Source organism: Microbacterium sp. LB12, from assembly GCF_037150835.1.
In the GTDB taxonomy this organism is placed as follows: Bacteria; Actinomycetota; Actinomycetes; order Actinomycetales; family Microbacteriaceae; genus Microbacterium.
In genome coordinates this window covers 599,957-624,384 of sequence record NZ_JBBCPF010000001.1, presented here as the reverse complement: position 1 = coordinate 624,384, position 24,428 = coordinate 599,957, and the positions used below count along the sequence as shown (strand labels likewise).

The window sequence follows — 24,428 nt, the reverse complement described above, 5'->3', positions numbered from 1 at the left end:
TGCACATGCTAACCAGGGCCGATCGGCCCCGCACTGCCGGATCGCCGATAGCCTGAGCCGGTGGGTGCGAGCGACGACAGAGCCAGGAAGCGGCTCTCCCGCACCCCGCCGAGGTGGGCGATCGTCGCGGTGCTCGCCTTCGCCGGCCTGTGCTCCTCGTTCATGTTCACGCTGGTCGTGCCGCTGCAGGCCGAACTGCCGCAGCTGCTGAACTCCTCCCGCGAGGACACGACCTGGGTCGTCACGATCCACCCTGCTCGTCGCCGCGGTCGCCACCCCGATCTCGGGCCGCCTGGGCGACATGTACGGCAAGCGCCGCGTCGTGATCGTCCTGCTCGTGCTGCTCATCGTCGGCTCGCTGATCGCCGCGCTCTCCGGATCGATCGTGGGCGTCATCATCGGCCGCGCTCTGCAGGGCGCCGTGACAGGTGTGGTGCCGCTCGGCATCGCCATCATGCGCGACGTGCTCCCGCCCGAACGCCTCGGCACCGCGGTGGCCCTGATGAGCGCCACCATGGGTGTCGGCGGCGCGATCGGCATGCCGGTGGCCGCCGTGCTCGCCGAGAACGCCGACTGGCACATGCTGTTCTGGCTCGCCGCCGCACTCGGAGCGATCGGCCTCGCGCTCGTGGCCCTCGTGATCCCGGAGGACGTGCTGCGCTCGCCCGGCCGCCTCGATGTGATCGGCGCCATCGGACTCGCGATCGGACTCACCGGCATCCTGCTCTTCGTGTCCCGTGGCGCCGGCTGGGGCTGGACCTCGCCGCTCACCCTCACCTGCATCATCGGCGGCGTCGTGGTGCTGCTGGTGTGGGGCTGGTATCAGCTGCGCACCGAGGATCCCCTGCTCGATCTGCGGGTCGCCGCGCGGCCGGCCGTGCTATTCACGAACATCGCCGCGATCGGCATGGGTTTCGCGCTGTTCGCGTCGAACGTGACGTTCCCGCAGCTGCTCGAGATGCCGGCCGTCGGCGGTGCGGGCTTCGGGCTCGACATGGTCGCCGCCTCGCTCGTGATCATGCCAGCGGGACTCGTGATGATGATCATCTCGCCGCTCTCCGGCTGGCTGGAGCGCACGGTCGGTCCGCGCCCGCTGTTCACGGTCGGCGCGGCCGCCATCGTCCTCGCCTACGTGTTCGTGCTGCTGTGGTCGTCGGAGGTGTGGCACATCTTCATCGCCAACATCTTCATCGGCGTCGGCATCGGATTCACATTCGCCGCAATGCCGATGATCATCATGCGCTCGGTCCCCGCGAACGAGACCGGAGCCTCGAACGGACTGAACGCGCTGTTCCGCTCGGTGGGAACATCGGGCGCCTCCGCCGTGATGGGCGGGATCCTCGCGGCGATGAGCGTCGAGGTCGGCGGTGTCGCCGTACCGACGCGCGCCGCATTCGACGTGTGCTTCTGGCTCGCCATCGCGGCCGGACTCATCGCGGTCGTGCTGTCGCTGTTCATCCCGAAACAGCGCGCGGCCGAGCAGCACCCCTCGCTGCCGAGCTGAGGCGGTTCAGCGCGAGATCGTGCGCGGATCCGGGTCGTCGGCGCGCGGCGGACGCAGCCGGTCCGGGATCGGCCACGACAGCACGAACTGCGCCGTCGCCGGCCGGTTCATGTCGCCGAAGTCGTCGATCTTCACCACGATCCGGCCGGGCGCGCCTTCCTCGTCGGGCGTCACCTCGAGGAGGCGCACCCGCAGCGGACGCTCGTCCTCCCCCTCCAGCATCCACGGATCGGCGAGCCAGGCGATGCCGTGGGCGTCGAGAGCGGCCTCGGCGTCGAGCCACTCGGTCGGGCCGGACACGGTTCGGCCGAGCACATCGATCGCGATCCAGTCGTCGCCCGCCGGGTGGATCCACCCGAGCAGTTCGCCGTCGTCGCGGCGATGCGGGGTCCAGTCAGGTCGTGGCATCCCTCGATGCTACCGACGTCAGGCAGAGCCACGGAATCAGGCCGATTCCGGCATCACACGCCTGATGCGGCGTGGACACCTGACGTCAGTGCGTGTACTCCATGAGTTCGACGCCGAGCACCCGGAACGCATCGTGCGCGCGCAGCCGATGCGTGATCGACAGATCGTCGAAGCACACGATGAGCGAGTACGCGACTCCGGCACGAGGCCCGGCGAGCACCCCGGCCTCGGCGCGGACGCCGCGATCACGGCCGGTCTTGTTCACGAACAGCAGGCCGTGCGCATCGTGGTCGTGCGCGAACGGGTCGAGCCCCGTGGAGGCCGCGACCAGACTCAGGTCCTGGTTCAGGCTCAGCCACTCCGAGACCTGGGCACTGACCGCGGGGTCGACCACCTGCGAGTTCACCAGGGCCGAGAACAGTCCGGCGAGCTCTCGCGCCGAACCCACAGCGACCTGCGGCGCATCGTCGGGGCCACGGCGGTCGCGGAACCGGTCGAGCAGCGCAGTGCGACGCAGTCCCAGCGACTCGATGCGCTCGCGCACCCGGTCGTGGCCCACCTTCTGCAGCAGAGCGTTCACGGCGATCGGATCGCCCGCGGTCGCCGCCAGCACGGCGAGGTCTTCCAGCGGCAGGGCGGGTGCATGGAGGTGTCGCCATAGGCCCGACGTCTCGACCGCCTCGACACTCGAACGCTCGATGATCTCGAACGGGTCGAGCGCCCCGCTCTCGAAGCCCGCCGCGACCTCGATCAGCAGGGGGACGACGCCGAGACCCGCAACAGGCATCGTGACGTGATCGTCGCCGGCGAGCACGTGGACGTGGTTGTCGAGGTCGACGACGTGCACGGACACCTGCGCTCCGGCGTCGACCAGTCCCTCCAGCGAGCGCAGGGTGGCCGTGAAGGATCGACGGCCGGCAGCTGCGCGTCGGGGCAGCCGGCGGCTGGTGCGCTGCGAGCGTCGACCCGTCTCGGACGCGCCCTGGGTGCCGCTGACGGACTCGGGTGCCGAGGAGTTGCGGAACCCTTCACCAGGCTCGAGAGCGCCCACGCGTGATCCTTACGGGGGATGGGATTGCGAGATTGCGGGATACCGAGGGGAGGCGCTCCCCAGCGGCAGGGCTATCGTAACCCCACCGCCGGGGGATGCTTCACAGAGTCGGACGAATGGTCACCAGATGGTCACCCGCGACGCCTCCGGCAGCCAGAGCGCGTCGGCCTCGCCCACCTCGAACGCCTCGTAGAAGGCGTCGATGTTGCGCACGATCTGGTTGCAGCGGAACTCGTTCGGCGAGTGCGGGTCGATCGTCAGCAGTCGCAGCGTCTCAGCCTCGCGGCTCTTCTGCTGCCACACCTGCGCCCACGACAGCAGCAGGCGCTGCACGCCCGTGTAGCCGTCGATGACCGGGGCTTCGGCTCCGCCCAGCGACAGCTCGTAGGCCTTGAGCGCGATGCCGAGGCCGCCGAGGTCGCCGATGTTCTCACCGATCGTGAGGGCGCCGTTCACGTGGTGCTCGGCGTCCAGGCCCTCCGGCACGAGTGCGTCGTACTGCGCGATGAGGGCCTTGGTGCGCTCCTCGAACGCCGCGCGGTCCGCATCCGTCCACCAGTCCTGCAGCCGTCCGTCGCCGTCGTAGCGGCTGCCCTGGTCGTCGAAGCCGTGCCCGATCTCGTGGCCGATGACCGCACCGATGCCGCCGTAGTTCGCGGCCGCGTCACGGCCAGCGTCGAAGAACGGGTACTGCAGGATGGCCGCCGGGAACACGATCTCGTTCATCGAGGGGTTGTAGTAGGCGTTGACCATCTGCGGAGGCATGTGCCACTCGGTGCGGTCGATGGGCTTGCCCACTTTGTCGACGTTGCGGTCGTGCTCGAAGATCGAGGCGCGACGCACGTTGCCGAACAGGTCGGCGCGGTCGATCTCGAGGCTCGTGTAGTCACGCCACACCTCGGGGTGGCCGATCTTCGGCGTGAAAGCATCGAGCTTGGCGAGCGCGCGCTCGCGCGTCTCGGCCGTCATCCACTCCAGGTCGGTGATGCTCTGGCGGTAGGCCTCGATGAGGTTCGCGACCAGCTCGTCCATGGCGGCCTTCGCCGTCGGCGGGTAGTGGCGCTCGACGTAGACCTTGCCGATCGCCTCACCGAGAGCGCCCTCGGTGAGCGAGACACCGCGCTTCCAGCGCTCCCGGATCGTGGGAACACCGGTGAGCTCGGTGCCGTAGAACGAGAAGTTCTCCTGCACCAGGTCGTCGGTCAGGTACGGCGCCGCGGCATGCACGGCCTTGGCCCGCAGCCACGCCTTCCAGTCGTCGAGGCGCTCGGCCGTGAGCAGGGCTCCGAGTCCCTCGAAGAAGCTCGGCTGCGAGACCACGACCTCGTCGAAGGCCGCCGGGTTCGACGGCGAGACCGCGTCGCGCCACGGGGTGAGGTCGACCCCGGCGAGCGCCTGCAGTTCGTCCCAGGTCTTCAGGTTGTAGGTCGCGACCGCGTCACGGCTGCGCACGTTGTCCCAGTGGTGGCCGGCGAGTTCGGTCTCGAGCGCGATCGCACGGTCGGCGTTCGCGGCCGCCTCCGCGACCCCGGCGAGGGTGAGCAGCCGCTCGAGGTGTGCGCGGTATGCGGCGCGGGTGTCGGCGAAGGTGTCGAGACGGAAGTAGCTCTCGTCGGGCAGCGAGAGCCCGGCCTGCACGAGCACGGGCAGGTAGCGCTCCGGGTCGCCGGGGTCGCCGTCGACGTACAGGCCGATCACGGAGGCGCGGCCATCGCGGTCGTAGGCGCCCACCGTGCGCAGGAACGCCGGGATGCCGTCGATCGCATCGATCTCGGCGAGCGTGTCGGCGAGGGGCGCGACTCCGGCGGCGTCGATGCGCTCGGTGTCCATGAAGCTCGCGAACAGGTCGCCGATCTTGCGGGCGAGCGTGCCCTCTTCCGCGTCCTGCGACTCCTCGATGATCGCGCGGACGTCTTTCTCGGCCTGTTCGGCGAGGAGATGGAACGAACCCCAGCGCGCCTTGTCACCGGGGATCTCGGTGCGCGCGAGCCACGCGCCGTTCACGTGGCGATACAGGTCGTCCTGCGGGCGGATGTCGGAGCTGAACTCATCAAGGGCGAGGCCCACGGGAAGAACGTCAGTCATGCGCCCCAGCCTAAGTCCCCCCTCCCCCATCGCGGCCAGACCGTCGGGAGCTTCGCGTTCTGCGACTGCACTTCCTTCGGCCCGTTGCCGCTCCCTCGGCCACACTCCGCGAATCCGGCCGAGGGAAGCGTCGTTCTGCGCGCGAAGCGCGGCCTCGGCTCAGCCCTTCCGGAACCAGCGGCGGCGTCGCGGCGGCTCCGGTGCGGGCGGCGCCGGTCGCGCGGCCCGACGCTCGCGCCAGGCGGCCACCTCCGCATCCACATCACGGAGGGACGTCACGACAGGCGGGCCACCCTGCAGCTGCCGGCGTGCCTCGCGCACCCGCCGGTTGAAGTCGTCGAGCACGTCGCGCACGTCGGACTCCCGCCCGAGCAGGTCGAGCTGGTCGTTCAACTCGCGGTCCTCGGTGCGCAGCAGGATCGCGGGCGGCCCGAGTCCGGTGAGGTTCTCGGTCTCGATCTTGCGCCGGATCCACCAGTCCGGATCGTGGTGGGTGCCGAGACCTTCGAGGGGCTTGCCCGCGCCGGGCAGGTCGTCGAACTCGCCGCGTCGGATCGCCACCTGGATGGCCGACTCGATGAAGGCCGCGCGATCGACGGCAGCGGCGATCCCGGGAGGCGGGCCCGACTCCTCGTCGCCCTCCGCCGCCTCACCATCCCGCCGACCCGCAAGGTATCTCGCGGCCGCGTCTCGAGGATCCGTCATGATGCACCTCCGTGGCATCCGGGTTCTCTTCCACCCTACGACCGCGTCGGGTGCGACGGCCCGGCGATGGGGGTGGCAGGTCATAGGCTCGGAGGATGACCGCGCGCACCTCCCTCAACAGAGAGATCCTGCGCCTGGCGGTCCCGGCACTCGGCGCTCTGATGGCCGAGCCCGCCTTCCTGATCGTGGATGCCGCTCTCGTCGGACACCTCGGCACCACTCCGCTCGCGGGCCTCGGAATCGCCGGGGCCGTGCTGCAGACGATCGTCGGGCTGATGGTGTTCCTCGCGTACTCGACGACACCGGCGGTCGCCCGGCGCTTCGGGGCGGGACGGCCGGGCGAAGCCGTCACGGTCGGCATCAACGGGATGTGGCTCGCGCTGGGCCTGGGCGCCGTGCTCGCCGTGGTCGGTGCCGTGTCATCACCGTGGCTGGTGTCGCTCTTCGGTGCGAGCGACACCGTCGCCGCCCAGGCCAACGAGTACCTCGTCATCTCGATGTGGGGCCTGCCGGCGATGCTCATCGTGTTCGCGGCGACCGGTCTGCTGCGCGGGATGCAGGACACCATGACGCCGCTGTGGATCGCCGGCCTCGGCTTCGGCGCGAACGCCCTGCTCAACTGGCTTTTCATCTACGGACTCGGCTGGGGCATCGCGGGATCCGCCGCGGGCACCGTGACCGCGCAATGGGGCATGGTCGCCGCCTACGTGCTCGTGGTGCGACGGCTCGCCACGCGGCACAGCGCGTCGCTGCGCGCCCAGCGAGCGGGCATGCGCAGCACCGCTGCCTCGGGAGGGTGGCTGTTCCTGCGCACCGTGAGTCTGCGCGTCGCCCTGCTCGCCACCGTGGGCGTCGCCACCGGCATCGGCACCGAGGAGCTGGCGGGCTGGCAGATCGTGTTCACGATCTTCTCGGCGGCGGCCTTCGCGCTCGACGCGCTCGCCATCGCGGCGCAAGCACTCATCGGCAAGGAGCTGGGGGCGGGCGACGAGCAGCAGGTGCACCGCGTGCTCGGTCGCACCGTGGCCTGGGGCGCCTGGTTCGGCGTGATCGTGGGCGGCCTGATCGCCGCCCTCTCGGGCGTGCTCGGCATCGTCTTCACCGGCGACGCACAGATCGCGGAGCTCGTGCAGCCCGCATTGATCGTGCTCGCGATCGCGCAGCCGATCGCCGGTGTCGTCTTCGTGCTCGACGGGGTGCTGATGGGGGCGAACGACGCCCGCTACCTCGCGATCGCCGGCGGCCTCAACCTCGTGCCGTTCCTGCCCGCCCTGTGGGGCATCGCCGCGACCGGAGTCGACGGTGCGGCCGGCCTCGTCTGGCTCGCGGTCGCGTTCTTCGGCGTCTATCTGCTCGCGCGGCTCGGGACGCTGGGTTGGCGCGTAAGTTCCGGCCGCTGGCTCACCGCGACCGTCTGAGTCTGCACAACGCCGCCCCGAAAAACCTTCTCCACACTCCCTGGAATTCGCGGAATACAACGCCGTCGGCGCCTTCATCTCAGGGCAGGATCGAGGGACACTGAAGGGATGCTGGGGATGACGGAACCACAGGTCTGGACACTGATCGGCGTCTTCGCCGCGGGGATGTTCGGCACCATCACACTGATCTCGACGATGTTCCTGCGCGGCATGCAGGACGGATTCGACAGCATGCGCCGAGAGTTCTCCAGCGAGTTCGCGAGCGTGAGAGCAGAGGCGCGGGGAGAGTTCGCGACCGTGCGCGCGGAGATCCAGTCCGTGCATGGGCGCATCGACCACCTCGACCGCGATGTCAACGCGATCTACCGCCACCTGTTCGACGTCGATCGCGGCTGACCCGCGCGCCCGATCAGCCGGTGTATCTCCGGCACCACTCGTACATGATCACAGCCGCCGCGGCGCTGGCGTTGATCGAGCGCGTCGAGCCGTACTGGGTGATCTCGATGTGCGCGGAAGCGGCGGCGAGCGCCTCGGCGGAGAGACCCGGGCCCTCCTGACCGAACAGCAGCACGCAGCGCTGCGGGAGCTCGGCCCGGTCGACCGGCACCGCCCCGTCCACGTTGTCGACCGCGATGATCGGGATCCCCTCGGCCGCGGCCCACGCAGCGAACGTCTCGACGTCATCATGGTGCACCACGTGCTGGTACCGGTCGGTGACCATGGCTCCGCGCTTGTTCCAGCGACGGCGGCCGATGATGTGCACGGTGTCGGCGAGGAACGCGTTGGCGCTGCGCACGATCGACCCGATGTTCATGTCGTGCTGCCAGTTCTCGATCGCGACGTGGAACGGGTGCCGCTGGGTGTCGAGATCGGCGACGATCGCCTCCATCCGCCAGTAGCGGTAGCGGTCGATGACGTTGCGGGTGTCGCCGGCAGCCAACAGCTCGGGGTCGTACTGCTCCCCCTCGGGCCAGGCCTGTTCCCCGCCGGGCCAGGGACCGACTCCGTAGCCGGGCTGGGCGATCGATCCGGTGTCCGCCGAAACCGGGGGAACCTCGGGGGTCGTGCTGTCCGGCGCGGCGTCTTCCATCCCGCCAGGCTATCGCCGCGATCGTCGTCGAACCGACGATCCGCTCCGGATATTTAGGTGAACCGAAAAATGCGCTACGGTTTCGGTGTGCCTAAAAATTCACCCGCCCCGATGACGGCCCCCTCACGTCGCGCGACGGCCACCGCCCCGCGCAGCCTCTGGCTGCTCGGCCCCGCCCTCGTCGCCGGCGTCGCCTACCTCGACCCGGGCAACGTCGCCAGCAACATGACGGCGGGCGCCCAGTACGGCTACCTGCTGGTCTGGGTCGTGCTCGCGGGCAACGTCATGGCCTGGCTGATCCAGTACCTCTCCGCGAAGCTCGGCGTCGTCACCGGCCAGAGCCTGCCCGAGGTGCTCGGCACGCGCCTGAAGCGGCCGTGGGCACGCCGCGCGTACTGGCTGCAGGCCGAGCTCGTCGCGATGGCCACCGACCTCGCCGAGGTCATCGGCGGTGCGGTCGCGCTGAACCTGCTGTTCGACGTGCCGCTGCTCCTGGGCGGTCTGATCACCGGCGCGGTCTCGATGATCCTGCTCGCGGTGCAGAACCGCGGCGGCGCCCGCCCGTTCGAGTTCGTGATCATCGGACTCATGGTCATCATCACGATCGGCTTCCTCGCCGGGCTGTTCGTGGCTCCGCCCGACCCGGCCGGCGTGCTCGGCGGGATGGTGCCGCGCTTCGAGGGCACCGGTTCCGTGCTGCTGGCGGCCTCCATCCTCGGCGCGACGATCATGCCGCACGCCATCTACGCGCACTCCTCGCTCGCCCGCGACCGCTTCGGATCGTCGACGACGCACGCCGGCGACGAGGCCGTGCGCACGGAGACCTCGCGCATCCGCCGTCTGCTCACCGCCACCCGGTGGGATGTCTCGATCGCGATGGTGATCGCCGGCACCGTGAACCTCGGCATCCTGCTGCTGGCCGCCGCCAACCTCGCCGGCGTCGAGGGCACCGACTCGCTCGAAGGCGCGCACGCGGCCCTCACTGCCGGTCTCGGTCCGGTCGTCGCGACGCTCTTCGCCGTCGGTCTCCTCGCCTCCGGGCTGGCCTCGACATCGGTGGGCGCCTACGCCGGAGCCGAGATCATGCACGGCCTCCTGCATGTGCGCATCCCGCTCCTCGCGCGGCGGCTGGTGACGCTGATCCCCGCCCTCGTGATCCTCGGCGCCGGCATCGACTCGACCCTCGCCCTGGTGCTCAGCCAGGTGGTGCTGTCGTTCGGCATCCCGTTCGCGCTGATCCCGCTCGTCGCCCTCACCGCGCAGCGACGGACCCTCGGCGTCTGGGCGAACCGGCGCTGGACCACGGCCGCGGGCATCCTGGCATCCGCACTTCTGATCGTGCTCAACGGGGCGCTGCTCTGGCTGGTGCTGACCGGCGCCTGAGCCCGGATAGGCTCGACACATGTCTGCCGAGAACGCCCGCCGCACCGTCCGCATCCTCACCTGGATCGGCTTCGCGACCGGCGTCATCGGCGGAGTGCTTGTCGCCTTCCCGAAGGTGATCGGCCTTGCGAGCCCCTGGGTGCAGCTCGCGCTCGGCGTCGCGACCCTCGTGCTGGCGTTCCGCGCCCGCAAGATCGGCATGGACGAGGTGGAGGGGTTCGACGGACGACTCTCGCTCGCCGCCGCCCTCCTCGGCTTCCTCGTGGTGTTCTTCGCGGGTCAGGCCGCGTTCATCATCCTGACGACGCTGGGCTGACCCGCGAAGCCGTCGGCTACGCGGTCACGAAGCCGGTCACCAGGTACAGCACGAACGACAGCCCTGCGGCGATGCCCGCGTAGGGCAGGATCGCCAGCATCAGGTTGAGCGGCTTGATGCCGATCGACCGCGACGCGAGGATGATGCCGTCGCCGTAGAGGCACGTGGTGCTGCCGAGGGCGGCGCCGGAGAACACGGCCGCGCCGGCGAGGATCGGGTCGGCGCCGAGCGCGATCGCCAGCGGCAGCACGACCGGGGTGATCACGGCGGCGAGGTCCCAGAACGACCCGGTGGCGTACGCGTAGACGCCGCACACCGCGAACACGATGGCCGGGAGCAGCGCCGGGGTCAGCACCGGCTGGGTGACCTGGATCACGAACTCGGCGAGCTGCAGGGCGATGTTCATCTCCTGCACCATGAACGCCAGGACGGTGAGGACCATCACGAACAGCATGCTCTCGATGCCTTCGAGCGCGGCGTCCAGCACCCCGCGGATGCTGAGGCGACGCTGCGCGAGCACGAGCACGAGGGTGACCGCGATCGCGGCGGCGGTACCCGCGACCACGTTCGCGTTCGTCAGGATCGTGACGCCGACGAGCACGACCATCGCGATCAGGAAGCTCCACGGCTGCGGCGTGCGGTCGGTGTCGGCCTTGGTCGCGAGCGCGGTGGCGACCCGCTGCGCGGTGGATCCGTCGGGGTCGTCGGCCTTGAGCTCGGCCAGGAGCGCCGCTCCCTCGGCCCGCCGCTCGTCGTCGGTGGTGCCGAGCGGGAAGACGTCGCCGTCGCGCTCCGCACGGATCGCATCGCGCTTGATCACGCCCAGCTTGGGCAGCCAGCCGATGCTCATCAGCAGCGCCACGGCGAGCGCGGCCCAGCCGAAGAAGATGAAGGGGATCGCCTGCAGGTAGGCGCCGAAGCCGGTGCCGCCGACCGTGACGCCCTGCGCCTCGAACAGTCCGGAGAAGAACAGCGCCCAGGTCGACACCGGGATGAGCACGGCGATCGGGGCCGCCGTCATCTTCATGATCGCGCCGAGCTGCGTGCGCGGCACCCGGTAGCGGTCGGTCACCTGCTTCATCGAGGTGCCCGTGGTCAGCACGTTCAGGTAGTCGTCGACGAACAGCACGACCGAGAGCAGGAACGTCAGCACGGTCGACTTGCGGCGCGAGGTGACGAAGCGCTCGGCCCAGTTCGCGAAGTCGGTGACGATGCCGGACTTCTCGAACAGCATCATCAGGATGCCGAACAGCGCGACGATCAGCAGCAGCCACTGCGCCGTCTCGTTCGACAGAGCCTTGCCGGTGTACTCGACCCAGACGTCGAAGCCGCCCCATCCGCCGAGGATCAGGGCGCCCGCGACGGTGCCGCAGAGCAGGGCGAACAGGGTGCGCCGGGTGGCGACCGCGACGATGAGGATCACCGCGATCGGGAGGAGCGCGAGAGCGCCGAATTCAGGCATGGAAGTCACCTCGGTGTGAAAGGGAAGGAAGAAGGAGGGGGTGCGGCACCGAGCCGGGGGTCAGGACTCGGTGCCGCCGACGACCGTGACCTGTACGGGCAGGTCGGGGAGGTCGTCCGGGGAGACGTGCAGCGGGTTCTCCGCCCACACGGCGTAGTCGGCCCGGAAGCCGGGAGCGATGAGACCGAGGTCGGCATCGCCCTGGGCTCGGGCGGCGCCCACGGTGTAGCCGTGCAGCGCCTGGTAGGGGGTGAGCACCTGCTCGGGTTCGAACACCGGGGCGTCACGGTCGCCGGGGCGACGGCGCAGCATCGTCCAGGCCAGGCCGATGCGGGCGTCGTTCTGCGCGATCGGCCAGTCCGAACCGAGGGCGACCGGCGCCCCGGCATCCCAGTAGTCGCGTGCACGCCAGGCGCGCGACGCCCGCTCGGGTCCGAGTCGACGGGACCAGTCGTCGGAGCCGTCCGCCTTGCGCCACTGCATATGCAGAGGCTGCAGGGAGGCGGTGATGCCCGCCGCGGCGATGCGGGCCACGTCGCGGTCGGTCGTCGTCTCGAGGTGCTCGATCCGATGCGGGGCTCCTCCGGCACTGCGCACACCGGCGGCGAGGTAGGCGTCGACGACCTCGCCCACAGCGCGGTCCCCGATCGCGTGCGTCGCGACCTGGAACCCGGCCTCGGCATACCGGCGCACCGTGCGGGCGTAGGCGGCGGTGTCCTTCCAGAACGGCTCCAACCCGGTGCCGGCCGTGTCGGGCTCGTACAGCCAGGCGGTGCCGGTCTCGACCACACCGTCGGCGTAGAGCTTGACGACACCTCCGCGCCAGCGGTCTCCGCGCCGATCGCGCATCCCGAGATTCAGGGCCGTGCGCTCCTCGTCGAAGCCGGGCTCGTGATCGATCGCCGAGACGATGCGGATCGGCAGCCCCGGCCCCTGCTCCAGCGCATCCAGCAGCTCGAGTGTGGCGAAGCCGCCGTCCATGATCGTGCCGCCCGTGATGCCGGACGAGCGCAGTCCGCGCAGGATCTCGGAGCCGACCGCGAGCGTCTGGGCGCGGTCGAGGGCGGGGGCGCTCAGCCGCACGGGCTCGTAGGCGCCGAGCTCGCGGAGCTCGCCGGTGGGGCGGCCGTCGACATCGACGACGACGCACGACGAGTCCTCGAAGCGGCGCGCGCCCGTGATGCCCGCGCGGTCCAGACCGGCCCGGCTGGCGAGCGCGGTGTGGCCGTCGAACAGGATCAGCAGCGCCGGGAGTCCGCGCACGGCGTCGTCGATCGCGGCGGCGGTCATCGGCAGGTCGTGGAAGACGTCGTAGTCGACGTTCCACCCGCGCACCCACGGGTCGGCGTCTTCGGCGAGCGCGCGATCGGCCTCGGAACGCAGGGCCGCGAGGAGGGCCACCCCGGAGGTCAGGCCGCCGAGGTCGATGCCGGCCGTGAGCTCGATGCCCTGGATCGGGTGCAGGTGCGCGTCGATGAGCCCGGGGGTCACGGCGGCGCCGCCGAGGTCGTGCACGATCGTGCGGGGTCCGCGCAGCTCACGGATCAGCGCGTCGTCGCCGACGGCGAGGAAGCGGTCGTCGCGCACGGCGAAGGCGGTGGCGTGCGGGCGGCGCGGGTCCATCGTCACCACGTGCGCGCCGGTGACAATGGTGTCGGCGTCGAAACCGGTCATGGCTGTGCTTTCGTCAGTATTGAAAGAGTTTCAATAAAATACCAGACACCCGAGCAGAATCGAGCACGATGACGAAACCTCCGCGCAGCGTCGGTCGACCGTCGACCCAGGTGCTCACCGAGGAGCGCATCCTCAAAGCCGCGTTCCGACTCAGCGCCCAGCGCACCCCGCGCCAGTTCACGATGACCGCCCTCGCCGAATCCCTCGGCGTGCGCACCTCGGCGCTGTACCACCACTTCGCCAACCGCGACGCCGTGATCCGGGCCATGCGCGGGCAGGTCAGCCGCGCGCTCGTCTCCCCCGTGCTGCACGAGCTCCCGGTCGAGGATGCCCTGATCACCTGGGCGCACAGCTACCGCGACGCCGCGATCGCCGCCCCGGAGGCCATGGTGATGCTCGCGACCTCGCCGATCGACGCTGACGAGGGTTCCTTCGCCGACTACGAGCAGATCGCCCGCCTGCTCGCCGACGACGGGTGGCCCACCGACACGATCGTGGACACCATCGTGGCGCTGGAGTCGTTCATCATCGGCTCGGCCCTGGACGCCCTCGCCCCCGCCGACAACATGGCCCCGGGCGACCTCGCCCCCGCGTTCCCCACCTTCGCGGCAGCCGAGACCGCCCGCGCGCGCCTCAGCGCCGACCCGGCCCGCCGCACCTTCGACATCGGGCTGCGCGCCCTCATCCACGGGCTCACCGCATGGGCGCGCGAGCGCACGCCGTAGGCTTGAGCGGTGGCATCCCCCGCAGCTGACGACTACCTGAAGACCGTCTACGCCCACACCGAGTGGCAGGACGCGCCGATCACCCCCTCGGTGCTCGCCGCGAAGCTCGGCATCGCCCCCTCCTCCGTCACCGAGATGGTGAAGAAGCTCGCTGCCGCCGGCCTCGTCTCGCACGTTCCCTACGGCGCCGTGCGACTGACGGACGCCGGCACCGCGCGGGCGCTGGCGATGGTGCGCCGGCACCGTCTGATCGAGACCTGGCTGGTGCAGGAGTTCGACTACGGGTGGGACGAGGTGCACGACGAGGCCGAGGTGCTCGAGCACACCATCAGCGACCGACTGCTGGAAGGCATCGACGCGCGTCTCGGCCGCCCCCGCTTCGATCCGCACGGCGACGCGATCCCCGACGCCGACGGCCAGGTCGAGCGCGAGCCGTTCGTGCTGCTCGCCGACGCACCGGCCGGACACACGGGCCGGGTGCTGCGGGTGGACGACCGCGACCCGGAACTGCTGCGTGCACTCGAGACGCTCGGCCTCGCGGTCGCATCGACCGTGCGGGTGACCGCATCCGGAGTCGAGATCGACGGCACCGACACCGCACTTCCCGACGGGGCCGCGGGGGTCGTCTGGCTCAGCGCCTGAAACCCGCGCCCTCTAGGCTGTGCACATGGGACACCGCGACGACATCGAATGCTGGCTCACCGACATGGACGGCGTGCTCGTGCATGAGAACGACGCCATCCCCGGCGCATCCGAGATGCTCGCCGGGTGGGAGCGCGACGGGATCCCCTATCTCGTGCTCACCAACAACTCGATCTTCACCGCCCGCGACCTTTCCGCGCGGCTCCGCCAGAGCGGTCTCGTCGTGCCCGAGGAGCGCATCTGGACCTCGGCTCTCGCGACCGCCGACTTCCTCGCGCAGCAGCTTCCCGGCGGCTCGGCGTTCGTGATCGGCGAGGCCGGCATCCTCACCGCCCTGCACGAGGCCGGCTTCATCATGACCGAGACGAACCCCGACTTCGTGGTCGTCGGTGAGACGCGCAACTACTCGTTCGAGGCGATCACGAAGGCCATCCGCCACATCATCAACGGCTCCCGGTTCATCGTCACCAACCCCGACGCCACCGGCCCCAGCGCCGACGGCGTGCTGCCGGCCACGGGCGCGATCGCCGCCCTGATCACGAAGGCCACCGGCAAGGAGCCGTATGTGGTCGGCAAGCCGAACCCGATGATGTTCCGCTCGGCGCTGAACAAGATCGGCGCGCACTCGAAGAAGACCGGCATGATCGGCGACCGCATGGACACCGACATCGTCGCCGGCATCGAGGCGGGCCTGCACACCGTGCTCGTGCTCACCGGCATCAGCGACCAGGCCGAGATCGAGAAGTATCCGTTCCGTCCGGACGAGATCGTCGACTCGGTCGCCGACCTGCTGCCGATCGTGACCGGCACCATCCCCACGCTCGACGAGGACTGACATGGGCGTCCTCGACGACGGCGAGCGGATCACGGCCGCGGATGCCGCGGCGTGGCGTGCCTGGCTCGAGGAGAACCACGAACGTGCCGGCGGCGTCTGGCTGCTGAGTGTCCGCGGCGGCGCGGCCGACGGCGTCGGCTACGAGGACGCGGTCCGCCACGCCCTGTGCTTCGGCTGGATCGACGGTCCCGTGCGGGTCTTCGACGACGCCGACGGAGGACGCGCGAACGGACAGTGGTTCTCGCCCCGCCGACCCGGCAGCGGCTGGGCGGCGACGAACAAGGCGCGCATCGCGGAACTCGAGGCCGCGGGACTCCTCGCCCCCGCGGGCATCCGGGTGCTGGAAGCGGCGAAGGCGAACGGCTCGTGGACCGTGCTCGATGGCCCGGAGGCCGGGATCGAACCCGACGAGCTGACCGCCGCGCTCGACGCCGACCCCACCGCGCGCGCGAATTGGGATGCGTTCCCGAAGTCCGTGAAGAAGTTCGGCCTCACGCACATCGCGATGGCCAAGCGTCCGGAGACCCGGGCCGCGCGCATCGCGAAGATCGTGGCGGATGCCGCGGAAGGGAAACGGCCATGAATCAGAGAGACCTGCTGTTCCTGGTGCTGATCCTCATCACGCTCAGCTCGCTGACCGTGTTCATCGTGCAGTTCGTGCGTTCCCGTCGGGGGCGCGGCGGCTCCGGCGACGGTCGCGCGGGCTGGTGGGAGGGCCCCTGGGACGACGACGACCGCAAGCGCTGAGCCTGCGGCCGCCGTCGTCGTCCGTCAGGACGCCAGCGACGCTCCCGGGATCGCCGCGAGGAGCTCGCGCGTGTAGGGATGCTGCGGATCGTCGAAGATGCGCTCCGGCGTGCCGCTCTCGACCACGACACCGCGCTGCATCACGTGCACCTCGTCGGAGATCATCCGCACCACCGCGAGGTCATGGCTGATGAACAGGTAGCTCAGGCCCAGACGCTTCTGCAGGTCGGCGAGCAGGTCGAGGATCTGCGCCTGCACCAGCACGTCCAGCGCCGACACCGCCTCGTCGAGCACCACGAGCTCGGGTTCGAGGGCGAGCGCGCGGGCGATCGCCACGCGCTGGCGCTGCCCACCCGACAGTTCGTGCGGCAGCCGCTCGGCCATCGCCGCGGGCAGCGCGACCTGTTCGAGCAGCTCGAGCACGCGCGCGTGCCGGGAGGCCGTGGTGCCGATGCGGTGCACGCGCAGCGGTTCGGCGATCGACTGCTCGACCGTGTAGCGGGGGTCGAGTGAGGCGTAGGGGTTCTGGAACACCGGCTGCACGCGGCGGCGCAGGGCGAACAGCTCCTTGCGGCGCAGCGTGGTGAGGTCGAGCCCGTCGAACAGGATCGACCCCGACGTGGCGTCCTCGAGTCCGAGCACCATGTTCGCCGTGGTCGACTTGCCCGAGCCGGACTCGCCCACGATCGACACCGTGGTGCCGCGGCGGATCTCGAAGCTCACACCATCGACGGCCGTGAACGTCTGCGGTTCCCCGGCCTTGGGCGCGCGCAGGGCGAACTCCTTGCGCAGGCCCCGGATCTCGACGAACGGCGTGCCCGTGGTGGCCTCGCGCTGCGGAAGGGCGTCCCGGCGGGAGGCGAGGCTCGGCGCCGCAGCGAGCAGCTGCTTCGTGTACTCGTGCTGCGGATTGCCGAGCACGTCGGCGGACGTGCCCTCCTCGACCACCTTGCCGCGGAACATCACCACGATCCGGTCGGCGCGCTCAGCGGCCAGCGCCAGGTCGTGCGTGATGAGGAACACCGCGGTGCCGAGTTCGTCGGTCAACGAGTCGAGCTGATCGAGGATGCGCCGCTGCACGGTCACGTCGAGGGCCGAGGTCGGCTCGTCGGCGATCAGCAGCCGCGGCTTGCAGGCGAGACCCATCGCGATCAGCACGCGCTGGCGCATTCCGCCGGAGAACTCGTGCGGGTACTGGCGCACACGCTGGGCGGCGTCTGCGATACCCACCATCTCGAGCAGCTCGACGACCCGCGCCTTCGTGGCGTCGCCGTGGGTGTGGCCGTGCACCTCCAGGGCTTCGCCGATCTGGTCGCCCACGCGCATGAGCGGGTTGAGGTTCGACATCGGATCCTGCGGCACGAGACCGATGCCCGCACCGCGCAGCGAGATCATCGCGCTCTCCGGCAACTCGGTCAGCTCGCGGCCGTCGAAGCGGATGGTGCCGGCGGTGATCACGCCGTTCTCCGGCAGCAGACGGTTGACCGCGGCGGCGGTCGTCGACTTGCCCGACCCGGACTCGCCCACGATCGCGACGGTCTCCCCGGCGGCGATGTCGATGTTGACATCGCTGATGGCGGTGACCAGTTCGGAACCGGTCCGGAAGGCGACGGCGAGGCCGCTGATGCTCAGCACGGGCTCGGTGGTGCTCATGGTGTTCTCGTTCCTTCGGTGTCACGGGGTGTCTGGACGTCGTCCAGGAGTGCGGGGAGCGCCGTGCGCCACAGCGCCTCGGTCGGCCCGGGTTCGGAGGCGAAGAGGCGGTTGCTCAACAAGACCGCGGCGATGCCGGTGCCCGGGATGAGGCCGAGCGCGCAGCCCGTGTATCCGGGGTGCCACAGCATGCGGGTGTCGCGGCCGGCGACGGTCGCGGTGTCGCTGCGCCAGCCCAGCGCCTGACCGGGGTCCGGCCCATCGCGGAACAGCTCGGCCACGGCATCCGGATGCCACAGCTCCGGGTGCTTCTCGGGCGAAGCGAGCGCGGCGCCCAGCGTGAGCAGGTCATCGGCGGTGCTGAAGATCCCGGCGTGGCCGGAGACGCCACCGAGCGCGTGGAAGCAGTTGCCGTCGTTCACGCTTCCCGCGACCTCGTCCTCACGCCACGCGAAGTCGCGATTGCTCGCGAGAATCGGATACGGCACGCCCGTGGCGACCATGCGGCGCTCGGCGGCGTCGCCGATACCGGAGGAGGCGACGGGCTGACCGACGGGACCGTAGCCGGTGCGGGCGAGGCCGAGCGGCGCGGTCACGAGCTCACGGACGGCGGCATCCAGCGCGAGCCCGGTCGTGGCGGCGACGATGCGGCCGAGCAGCATGAAACCGAGGTCGGAGTAGTGGCGGCCGTCGTCGAGGCCGTAGCGCAGCGGGAGGGCGTCGGCGGCGGCCGCGGCATCCGGATGCGCGCGGTCAAGGTAGAGTGGCTGCCATTCCCAGAGGCCGGCGCGGTGCTGCAGCAGGTGACGCACGGTCGTGCCGGGCGCACAGGACGTGCCGGGCACGACGCGCTCGACCGGGTCGTCGAAGCCGAGTTCGCCGTCGCTGACCAACCGCAGGATCGCGGTGGTGGTCGCGGCGACCTTCGAGACCGAGGCGACGTCGAACGCGGTCGCCGCGGTCATCGGCGTGCCGGCGAGATCGGCCAGGCCACCGGCGGCGATGTCACGGCCCGCATCGGTGACGATACCCGCGACCGCACCGCGCGGCGGGGCGGGAGAGGCGAGGACGGCGGCGACAGCGGCAGCGGCGGTCATGCGGACACCTCCGTGCGAGCGTCGAGGTCGAGGAGCACGTCGATCTCGGCATCGGGAGCGAGGCCGGACACACCGACCCCCTGGCGGGTGCCGAGGTCGAGCACATCATCGGACAGTGCCACGCCTCCGGCCACCGGGGAGCGACGCAGCCAGAAGGCAGCGTCCAGGTCGTGCACGACGTCGGGGGCGACCGCGGCGGCCAGGTGCGCGGCGGCGCTCACGCCCACGTGCGACTCCATCATGCAGCCGATCACGACGCCCAGCCCGGCCGTGCGCGCAGCCTCGGCTGCGGCCAGCGCCTCCGTGAGGCCTCCCGTCTTGGCGAGCTTGAGGTTCACGAGGTCTGCCGCTCCGCGCTCCGCGATCGTGCGCACGTCACGCGCCGTGCGCACCGACTCGTCGGCCATGATCGGGGTCTCGACGGCCGCCGTCACCGCGGCGAGCGCGTCGAGGTCATGCGCGGCGACCGGCTGCTCGACGAGCTCCAGCGCGAGACCGGCGTCCTCCGCCGCACGGATCACGCGGATCGCAGTCTCGGCGTCCCACGCCTGGTTCGCATCGACACGCAGCGCGATGTCGGGGCCGACTGCGACGCGCACGGCCCGGATCACGGCGACCGTGTCGTGGGCCGCCGAGGCCTTGAGCTTGAGGCATCCGAACCCGTCTGTCGCCAACTCCTCAGAGATCCTCGCCACCGCCGATGACTCCCCCGCAGACACGGTCATGTCGGTGCGGATGCGGACGGTTCTTGAGGAGTTGTGCGCAGCGGACAGCGTCGCCGCGAGCGACAGACCCCGCTGCTGGGCGGCGAGGTCGGCCACGGCGCACTCGACCGCGCTGCGGGCGGCAGCATTGCCCCACACCGCGCGCGCGAGCTCGGCGGGAAGACGGGGGTCGACGGCGTCGCGGCCGCACACGACCTCGGCGAGCGGACCGGCGACGGCTGCCGCGACGCTCTGCGGGCTCTCCCCCGTGACGCGCCAGCTCGTGGCCGCTTCGCCGTATCCGCGGCGTCCGTCGGCATCCGTGAGCTCGACCAGCACCACATCGAGGTGATCCGTACGACGCACAGCCGTGATGAAGGGCCGCACGAGCGGTGAAGCCACCCGGAGCACGCGGATGCTCGTGATCGCACTCATGCCCACTCCTTGCGCATGCACTGTTCCGGCTCGCCGAACTCGGACTGCGTGCGGGTCGCACCGTCGGGGTACCAGCCCTTGGCCTCGTAGAAGCCGATCGACGGCAGGTTCGCGGCGAAAACCCAGAGCGTGGCGGCGTCGGCTCCGGCATCACGCAGCGCGTGGGTCGCACGTGCGAGCAGCGCACCGCCGATCCCGCCGCCGTGTGCCCGCGGGGAGACATACAGCGAGTGCACGGCGCCGTCGATCCGGCCGTCTTCGCCGGGAGTCGCGGCGTAGCGGGTGATACCGACGATCCCGCCGTCGCGCTCCGCGACGAGCACCGCGCCCACCGGGTCGGCGAGCACCCGGCGCCACAGCGCCTCGGCACGCTCATCCGTCATGGCATCGATCGCCGCATCCGGGAGGACGCCCCGATAGCTCTCCCGCCAGCACGCGAGGAACACCTCGAGCACCCCGGACAGGTCGTCCGGGGTGGCGGGGCGCACCTGGAGGGTCACGATGCCGCCGCCTCCGTGAGGGCGAGCGAGTCGATGGATGCCACGGGCTCGGGCATGTGCAGGGGACCTGCCCCCGGGGTGATGGTGCCGAGGATGCGGGGTTCGCGCGCTCCCGTGCCGCCGGGGACGATCGCGGGAACGCCGTGCATCGTGGACCAGCCGATGAGCGCGAGGAGGATCGCCTCCTTGTCGTCGGCCGCGGCGCCCAGCGTGTCGGCCAGCACGACCTCGGTGTCGGGCAGGGCGGCGCGCAGCCCGTCGAGGATCAGCGGGTTGCGGCATCCGCCACCCGAGACGGCGAGGAATCCGATACCCGCAGCGGCCACGTCGCGCGCGACCGTGCGGACCGTGAGCTCGGTGAGCGTGCGCACGAGATCGGCGACCGGGATCTCCCGGCCCTGCGCGGCCAGGTGCTCGTGCACGTAGCGGAGGTGGAAGTGCTCCTTGCCGGTGCTCTTGGGCGGGGTGAGGGCGTAGTACGGGTCGTCGAGCAGAGCGGCCAGCAGCGCCTCGTCGACCTGTCCGGTGCGGGCGATCGTCGCATCGTCGTCGTAGCCGAGCGGGTTGAGGCCGTGCTCGACGATGACCGCGTCGACCAGCGCGTTCGCGGGGCCGATGTCGTAGGCGACGAGCCCGTCCTGGCGCACGACGGTCATGTTGGAGATGCCGCCCAGGTTCAGTGCGGCGGAGACGCCGGCACGACCACGCAGCAGCAGCTCGTCGAGGAACGACACCAGCGGGGCGCCGTGTCCGCCCGCTGTGATGTCGCGGATGCGGATGTCGGACACGACCGGCGCTCCGACCTTCTCGGCGATCCACGCGGGCTGTCCGATCTGCAGGGTGCCCAGAGCGTGCGCGCCCTCGACCCAGTGGTACACGGTCTGCCCGTGCGAGCACACCGCATCGACCCCACCGACCTCGGCGGCGATGTCGGCCGCGACGTCTGCGAACGCCTGCCCGATGAGCGTGTCGAGCTCGGCCACCTCGGCGAGGGTGGTCTGCGCTGGCGGGAGCGCCGCGATCAGTCGCGCCCGCAACTCGGGGGCGTACGGCACGCTCGTCGCGGCGAGCACGGTGCCGCGCAGATCCACGCCGTGCGCGGTGAAGCCGCCGCTGGTCGTGAAGTCGACGACGGCGGCGTCGATCCCGTCGTGCGAGGTGCCGGAGATCAGTCCGAGGACGCGCATCAGTTCTCCTCCAGTGCGGTACGCAGCCGGCCATCGGCCGCGTCCAGTCGTGCGGTGGCCGCGGCGAGGTCGTCCCCGCGGCGGATCATGATCGACGCGAGCTTCACGTCGTAGGCCGCGGTCTCCAGCGCGGCCACGGCGGCAGCGCGATCTGCATCGGCGATGGTCTGCACCATCCGGATCGCGCGCTCGCGCAGCTTGTGGTTCGTGGCCTTCAGGTCCACCATCAGGTTGCCGTAGGCCTTGCCGTTTCGCACCATCGAGATGGTCGAGAACATGTTCAGGACGAGCTTCTGCGCCGTGCCGGATTTGAGACGGGTGGATCCCGAGAGCACCTCGGGGCCGACCTCGACCTCGATCCCGTGCTCGGCCACTGCACTCAGCGCGGTGCCGGTGTTGCACGACAGGCCGATGCTGAGGGCACCGCGTTCGCGCGCCCGACGGACGGCGGCGATCACGTAGGGCGTGCGACCGCTGGACGCGATGCCGATCACGGTGTCGAGCGGACCGATGCCCGCGGCGTCGATGGCCGCGGCACCCGCTTCCGCGTCGTCCTCCGCGCCCTCCACAGGATTCACGATCGCGCCGGGGCCGCCGGCCATGATCGCGAACACCAGCTCCGGCGGGGTGCTGAACGTGGGCGGGCACTCCGAGGCGTCGAGCACCCCGATACGGCCCGGGGTACCGGCGCCGACGTAGACCAGGCGTCCGCCCAGGGCCATGCGCTCCGCCGTCGCCTCGATCGCGGGGACGATCTGCGGCAGCGCGCGCTGCACGGCGGCGGGCACCGTGGCATCCGCCTCGTTCATGACCTGCGCGAGTTCCGCGACGCTCATCAGGTCGAGCTCCGCATACCGGGGGTCGCTCGCCTCGGTGGCGAGTCCGCCGAGATCCTCGATGGTCATCGCTTTCCTCTGTTCCGGGGGTCGAGACTGTCGCGGAGACCGTCGCCGAGCAGGTTCAGCCCGACGACCAGGAGCACCACGATCACGCCGGGCGCGATCATCGTCCACGGGGCGATCGTGACGAGCGTGCGCGCCTCGAAGATCATCGACCCGAGCGAGGGCGCGGGCGGCGGGGTGCCGAGGCCGAGGAAGCTCAGCGAGGCCTCGGTGAGCACGGCCCACGACAGCGAGAGCGTGACCTGCACGATGATGATCGACGTGATGTTCGGCAGCACGTGCCGGAACATCGTGGCCATGCGGCTCTGCCCCGTGCTCTTGGCGGCCTTGACGTACTCGACCTCGCGGAGCGAGAGCACCGGACCGCGCGTGACGCGGATGAAGATCGGCACGTAGACGATCGCGATGGCCACGGCGATCGTGAACCAGTTGCGGTCGAACACCGAGGCGAGCGACAGCGCGAGCAGCAGCGGGGGGAAGGCGAACAGCACGTTCGTGACGGCCGTGATCGCGCCGTCCGAGATGCCGCGGTAGAACCCGGCGATGAGTCCGCAGATCGTGCCGACCACGGTGGCGAAGGCCACGGCGACGACCGAGATGAGCGCGGAGTTCGCCACACCCGCGGCCACCCGGGAGAACACGTCGCGGCCGAACTGGTCGGTGCCGAACCAGTGCACGGCCGAGGGCGGCTGCAGGCGGGAGGGCGGGTCCTGCGCGAGCGGATCGAACGGCAGCAGCCCGAACGCCGAGACGAGGCTGAGCACCGCGAGCAGCACGACGATGATGAGGCCGGCGAGTCCGCTGCGACTCCGCAGCAGGAGGCGCACGCGCTCCATGGTGCGTCCGCCGCCGGGGGCGAGGGCCGAGGTCTGAGAGATGTCGGTCATGCGGCACGCACCCGAGGATCGATGACCCGGTACAGCAGGTCGGTGAGCAGGTTGACGATGACGAAGGCGAGCGCGATCACGAGCACGGTGCTCTGCACGAGCGCGTACTCCTTCTGCTGGATGCCGAGCAGCACCTGACGCCCGATGCCCGGGAGCGAGAAGATCTGCTCCACCACCACGGCGCCGCCGAGGAGGTAGCCGAACTGCAGGCCGGTCATCGTGACGATCGGCACCAGCGCATTGCCCAGCACATGGCGCATCTGCAGGCGGCGCGGCGGCACGCCCTTCGCCTTCGCGGTGCGGATGAAGTCGTTGGAGCGGATCTCGAGCACCGCTGTGCGGGTCGTGCGCATGATCGGCGCCGCGATGCCGAAGCCCAGCACGATCGAGGGCAACAGCATCTGCTGGAGGTTCAGCAGCGGGTCCTCGAACAGGGTGGCGTACCCCTGCCCGTTCGGGTTGAACCCGAACGACTGGGCGAGGATCGCCAGCAGGGCGGTGCCGAGCAGGAAGGCGGGGATGGAGAGACCGGCGAGACCGACCACCTGGCCGACGCCGTCGCGGACCGAGTCCGGCTTCGACGCCGACAGCATGCCGAGCGGGATGCCGATGGCGAGCGCGATCACGATGGAGAAGATCGCGAGTTCGAACGTGACGGGCAGGGCGGCGGCGGTGAGGTCGAGGACGCTCGTCTGCGCGCGGGCGGAGAAGCCCAGGTTGCCCGTGAAGATGTTGCCCAGCCAGGAGAAGAACTGCACGAAGAGGGGCTGGTCGAGGCCGTAGTACGACTCGAGGGCGGCGCGCTGCGCGGGTGTGAGCGCGGCCGCCTCGGTGCCGAGGCCGGAGCTGATCTGGTCGCCGGGGATGGCGCGCAGCATCAGGAAGACGAAGATGGCGACGCCGAGGAGCGTGCCGAGGGCTGCGAGGATGCGTCGCAGCACGCTGTTGCGGAGGAGCTGTCTGAACATGCGCGTGTGTGGGTGCCTGTCGTCGGGGATCCGAGGGGGCGCGGGTGGCC

At 70.6% G+C, this 24,428-nt stretch carries 25 protein-coding genes and 1 pseudogene; 10 read left to right on the top strand and 16 right to left on the bottom strand.

The features are described from left to right. Positions 1-8 precede the first annotated feature (8 nt). Complete coding sequence (locus WFM69_RS03085; protein WP_337002108.1) at positions 9-245, bottom strand: hypothetical protein; 237 nt, start codon at positions 243-245, stop codon at positions 9-11. Here WFM69_RS03085 and WFM69_RS03080 point away from each other — a divergent pair. Beyond that, positions 163-1,504 (top strand): annotated as a pseudogene (locus WFM69_RS03080) (MFS transporter). The gene WFM69_RS03085 and the pseudogene WFM69_RS03080 sit on opposite strands and share 83 nt — an antisense overlap. Positions 1,505-1,510: 6 nt before the next feature. Here WFM69_RS03080 and WFM69_RS03075 read toward each other — a convergent pair. The 4 genes from WFM69_RS03075 to WFM69_RS03060 all read right to left on the bottom strand — a co-directional run bounded on the left by WFM69_RS03075 (position 1,511) and on the right by WFM69_RS03060 (position 5,753). Beyond that, positions 1,511-1,912 carry a hypothetical protein gene (locus tag WFM69_RS03075; protein ID WP_337001524.1) on the bottom strand — a complete coding sequence of 134 codons (402 nt, stop codon included), beginning with the start codon at positions 1,910-1,912 and terminating at the stop codon, positions 1,511-1,513. Between the two features lie 85 nt (positions 1,913-1,997). Next, the gene (locus tag WFM69_RS03070; protein ID WP_337001521.1) at positions 1,998-2,963 is read right to left on the bottom strand and encodes a serine hydrolase; all 966 of its coding nucleotides are present in this window, start codon (positions 2,961-2,963) and stop codon (positions 1,998-2,000) included. A 120-nt stretch (positions 2,964-3,083) separates the two neighbouring features. After that, entirely contained in the window at positions 3,084-5,048 is a 1,965-nt protein-coding gene (locus WFM69_RS03065) for a M13 family metallopeptidase (RefSeq protein ID WP_337001519.1), read from the bottom strand. Between the two features lie 159 nt (positions 5,049-5,207). Further along, entirely contained in the window at positions 5,208-5,753 is a 546-nt protein-coding gene (locus tag WFM69_RS03060; RefSeq protein WP_337001517.1) for a J-domain-containing protein, read from the bottom strand. 95 nt (positions 5,754-5,848) lie between these two features. Between WFM69_RS03060 and WFM69_RS03055 the strand changes: the two genes are divergently transcribed. Further along, positions 5,849-7,171, top strand: a complete 1,323-nt coding sequence (locus tag WFM69_RS03055; protein ID WP_337001515.1) for an MATE family efflux transporter — start codon at positions 5,849-5,851, stop codon at positions 7,169-7,171. Between the two features lie 117 nt (positions 7,172-7,288). After that, the gene (locus tag WFM69_RS03050; RefSeq protein WP_337001513.1) at positions 7,289-7,567 is read left to right on the top strand and encodes a hypothetical protein; all 279 of its coding nucleotides are present in this window, start codon (positions 7,289-7,291) and stop codon (positions 7,565-7,567) included. A 13-nt stretch (positions 7,568-7,580) separates the two neighbouring features. Here the strand turns inward: WFM69_RS03050 and WFM69_RS03045 are convergent, their stop codons facing one another. Further along, a complete protein-coding gene (locus tag WFM69_RS03045) occupies positions 7,581-8,261 on the bottom strand; it encodes a TrmH family RNA methyltransferase (RefSeq protein WP_337001511.1) in 681 nt (226 codons plus the stop codon). A gap of 111 nt (positions 8,262-8,372) precedes the next feature. On the opposite strand from WFM69_RS03045, the gene WFM69_RS03040 reads away from it, so the two are divergent. Both WFM69_RS03040 and WFM69_RS03035 read left to right on the top strand, forming a co-directional pair. Continuing rightward, positions 8,373-9,644, top strand: a complete 1,272-nt coding sequence (locus tag WFM69_RS03040; RefSeq protein ID WP_337001509.1) for an Nramp family divalent metal transporter — start codon at positions 8,373-8,375, stop codon at positions 9,642-9,644. Between the two features lie 19 nt (positions 9,645-9,663). Then, the gene (locus WFM69_RS03035; RefSeq protein ID WP_337001507.1) at positions 9,664-9,960 is read left to right on the top strand and encodes a hypothetical protein; all 297 of its coding nucleotides are present in this window, start codon (positions 9,664-9,666) and stop codon (positions 9,958-9,960) included. Between the two features lie 16 nt (positions 9,961-9,976). Here the strand turns inward: WFM69_RS03035 and WFM69_RS03030 are convergent, their stop codons facing one another. Both WFM69_RS03030 and WFM69_RS03025 read right to left on the bottom strand, forming a co-directional pair. Further along, entirely contained in the window at positions 9,977-11,422 is a 1,446-nt protein-coding gene (locus WFM69_RS03030) for a Na+/H+ antiporter NhaC family protein (RefSeq protein WP_337001505.1), read from the bottom strand. Positions 11,423-11,482: 60 nt separating this feature from the next. Then, complete coding sequence (locus WFM69_RS03025; protein ID WP_337001503.1) at positions 11,483-13,096, bottom strand: amidohydrolase; 1,614 nt, start codon at positions 13,094-13,096, stop codon at positions 11,483-11,485. Between the two features lie 68 nt (positions 13,097-13,164). On the opposite strand from WFM69_RS03025, the gene WFM69_RS03020 reads away from it, so the two are divergent. Genes WFM69_RS03020 through WFM69_RS03000 form a run of 5 tightly spaced genes read left to right on the top strand, consistent with a single transcriptional unit; the run spans position 13,165 to position 16,045 of the window. After that, a complete protein-coding gene (locus WFM69_RS03020) occupies positions 13,165-13,821 on the top strand; it encodes a TetR/AcrR family transcriptional regulator (RefSeq protein ID WP_337001501.1) in 657 nt (218 codons plus the stop codon). 9 nt (positions 13,822-13,830) lie between these two features. Next, entirely contained in the window at positions 13,831-14,463 is a 633-nt protein-coding gene (locus WFM69_RS03015; protein WP_337001499.1) for a metal-dependent transcriptional regulator, read from the top strand. A 25-nt stretch (positions 14,464-14,488) separates the two neighbouring features. After that, the gene (locus WFM69_RS03010; RefSeq protein ID WP_337001497.1) at positions 14,489-15,298 is read left to right on the top strand and encodes an HAD-IIA family hydrolase; all 810 of its coding nucleotides are present in this window, start codon (positions 14,489-14,491) and stop codon (positions 15,296-15,298) included. Position 15,299: 1 nt separating this feature from the next. Further along, positions 15,300-15,881: a YdeI/OmpD-associated family protein gene (locus WFM69_RS03005; RefSeq protein ID WP_337001495.1), complete on the top strand. Its 582-nt coding sequence runs from the start codon at positions 15,300-15,302 to the stop codon at positions 15,879-15,881. After that, positions 15,878-16,045, top strand: a complete 168-nt coding sequence (locus WFM69_RS03000; RefSeq protein WP_337001493.1) for a hypothetical protein — start codon at positions 15,878-15,880, stop codon at positions 16,043-16,045. The genes WFM69_RS03005 and WFM69_RS03000 overlap by 4 nt, the downstream gene beginning before the upstream one ends. A 24-nt stretch (positions 16,046-16,069) precedes the next feature. On the opposite strand, the gene WFM69_RS02995 is transcribed toward WFM69_RS03000, so the two are convergent. From WFM69_RS02995 to WFM69_RS02960, 8 genes are read right to left on the bottom strand one after another with little or no spacing between them, the layout of a single operon-like run. Next, positions 16,070-17,698: an ABC transporter ATP-binding protein gene (locus WFM69_RS02995; protein ID WP_337001491.1), complete on the bottom strand. Its 1,629-nt coding sequence runs from the start codon at positions 17,696-17,698 to the stop codon at positions 16,070-16,072. Beyond that, positions 17,695-18,795: a serine hydrolase domain-containing protein gene (locus WFM69_RS02990; protein WP_337001489.1), complete on the bottom strand. Its 1,101-nt coding sequence runs from the start codon at positions 18,793-18,795 to the stop codon at positions 17,695-17,697. The genes WFM69_RS02995 and WFM69_RS02990 overlap by 4 nt, the downstream gene beginning before the upstream one ends. After that, positions 18,792-19,934 carry a mandelate racemase/muconate lactonizing enzyme family protein gene (locus WFM69_RS02985; protein ID WP_337001487.1) on the bottom strand — a complete coding sequence of 381 codons (1,143 nt, stop codon included), beginning with the start codon at positions 19,932-19,934 and terminating at the stop codon, positions 18,792-18,794. The genes WFM69_RS02990 and WFM69_RS02985 overlap by 4 nt, the downstream gene beginning before the upstream one ends. Continuing rightward, positions 19,931-20,434, bottom strand: coding sequence for a GNAT family N-acetyltransferase (locus WFM69_RS02980; protein WP_337001485.1), 504 nt, complete (start codon positions 20,432-20,434; stop codon positions 19,931-19,933). Before WFM69_RS02980 ends, WFM69_RS02985 begins: the two co-directional genes overlap by 4 nt. Further along, a complete protein-coding gene (locus tag WFM69_RS02975; RefSeq protein ID WP_337001483.1) occupies positions 20,431-21,621 on the bottom strand; it encodes an anhydro-N-acetylmuramic acid kinase in 1,191 nt (396 codons plus the stop codon). The genes WFM69_RS02980 and WFM69_RS02975 overlap by 4 nt, the downstream gene beginning before the upstream one ends. Then, the gene (gene murQ / locus WFM69_RS02970; protein WP_337001481.1) at positions 21,621-22,526 is read right to left on the bottom strand and encodes an N-acetylmuramic acid 6-phosphate etherase; all 906 of its coding nucleotides are present in this window, start codon (positions 22,524-22,526) and stop codon (positions 21,621-21,623) included. Before murQ ends, WFM69_RS02975 begins: the two co-directional genes overlap by 1 nt. Beyond that, positions 22,523-23,410 carry an ABC transporter permease gene (locus tag WFM69_RS02965; protein WP_337001479.1) on the bottom strand — a complete coding sequence of 296 codons (888 nt, stop codon included), beginning with the start codon at positions 23,408-23,410 and terminating at the stop codon, positions 22,523-22,525. The genes murQ and WFM69_RS02965 overlap by 4 nt, the downstream gene beginning before the upstream one ends. Then, positions 23,407-24,378: an ABC transporter permease gene (locus WFM69_RS02960; RefSeq protein WP_337001477.1), complete on the bottom strand. Its 972-nt coding sequence runs from the start codon at positions 24,376-24,378 to the stop codon at positions 23,407-23,409. The genes WFM69_RS02965 and WFM69_RS02960 overlap by 4 nt, the downstream gene beginning before the upstream one ends. Positions 24,379-24,428 lie beyond the last annotated feature (50 nt).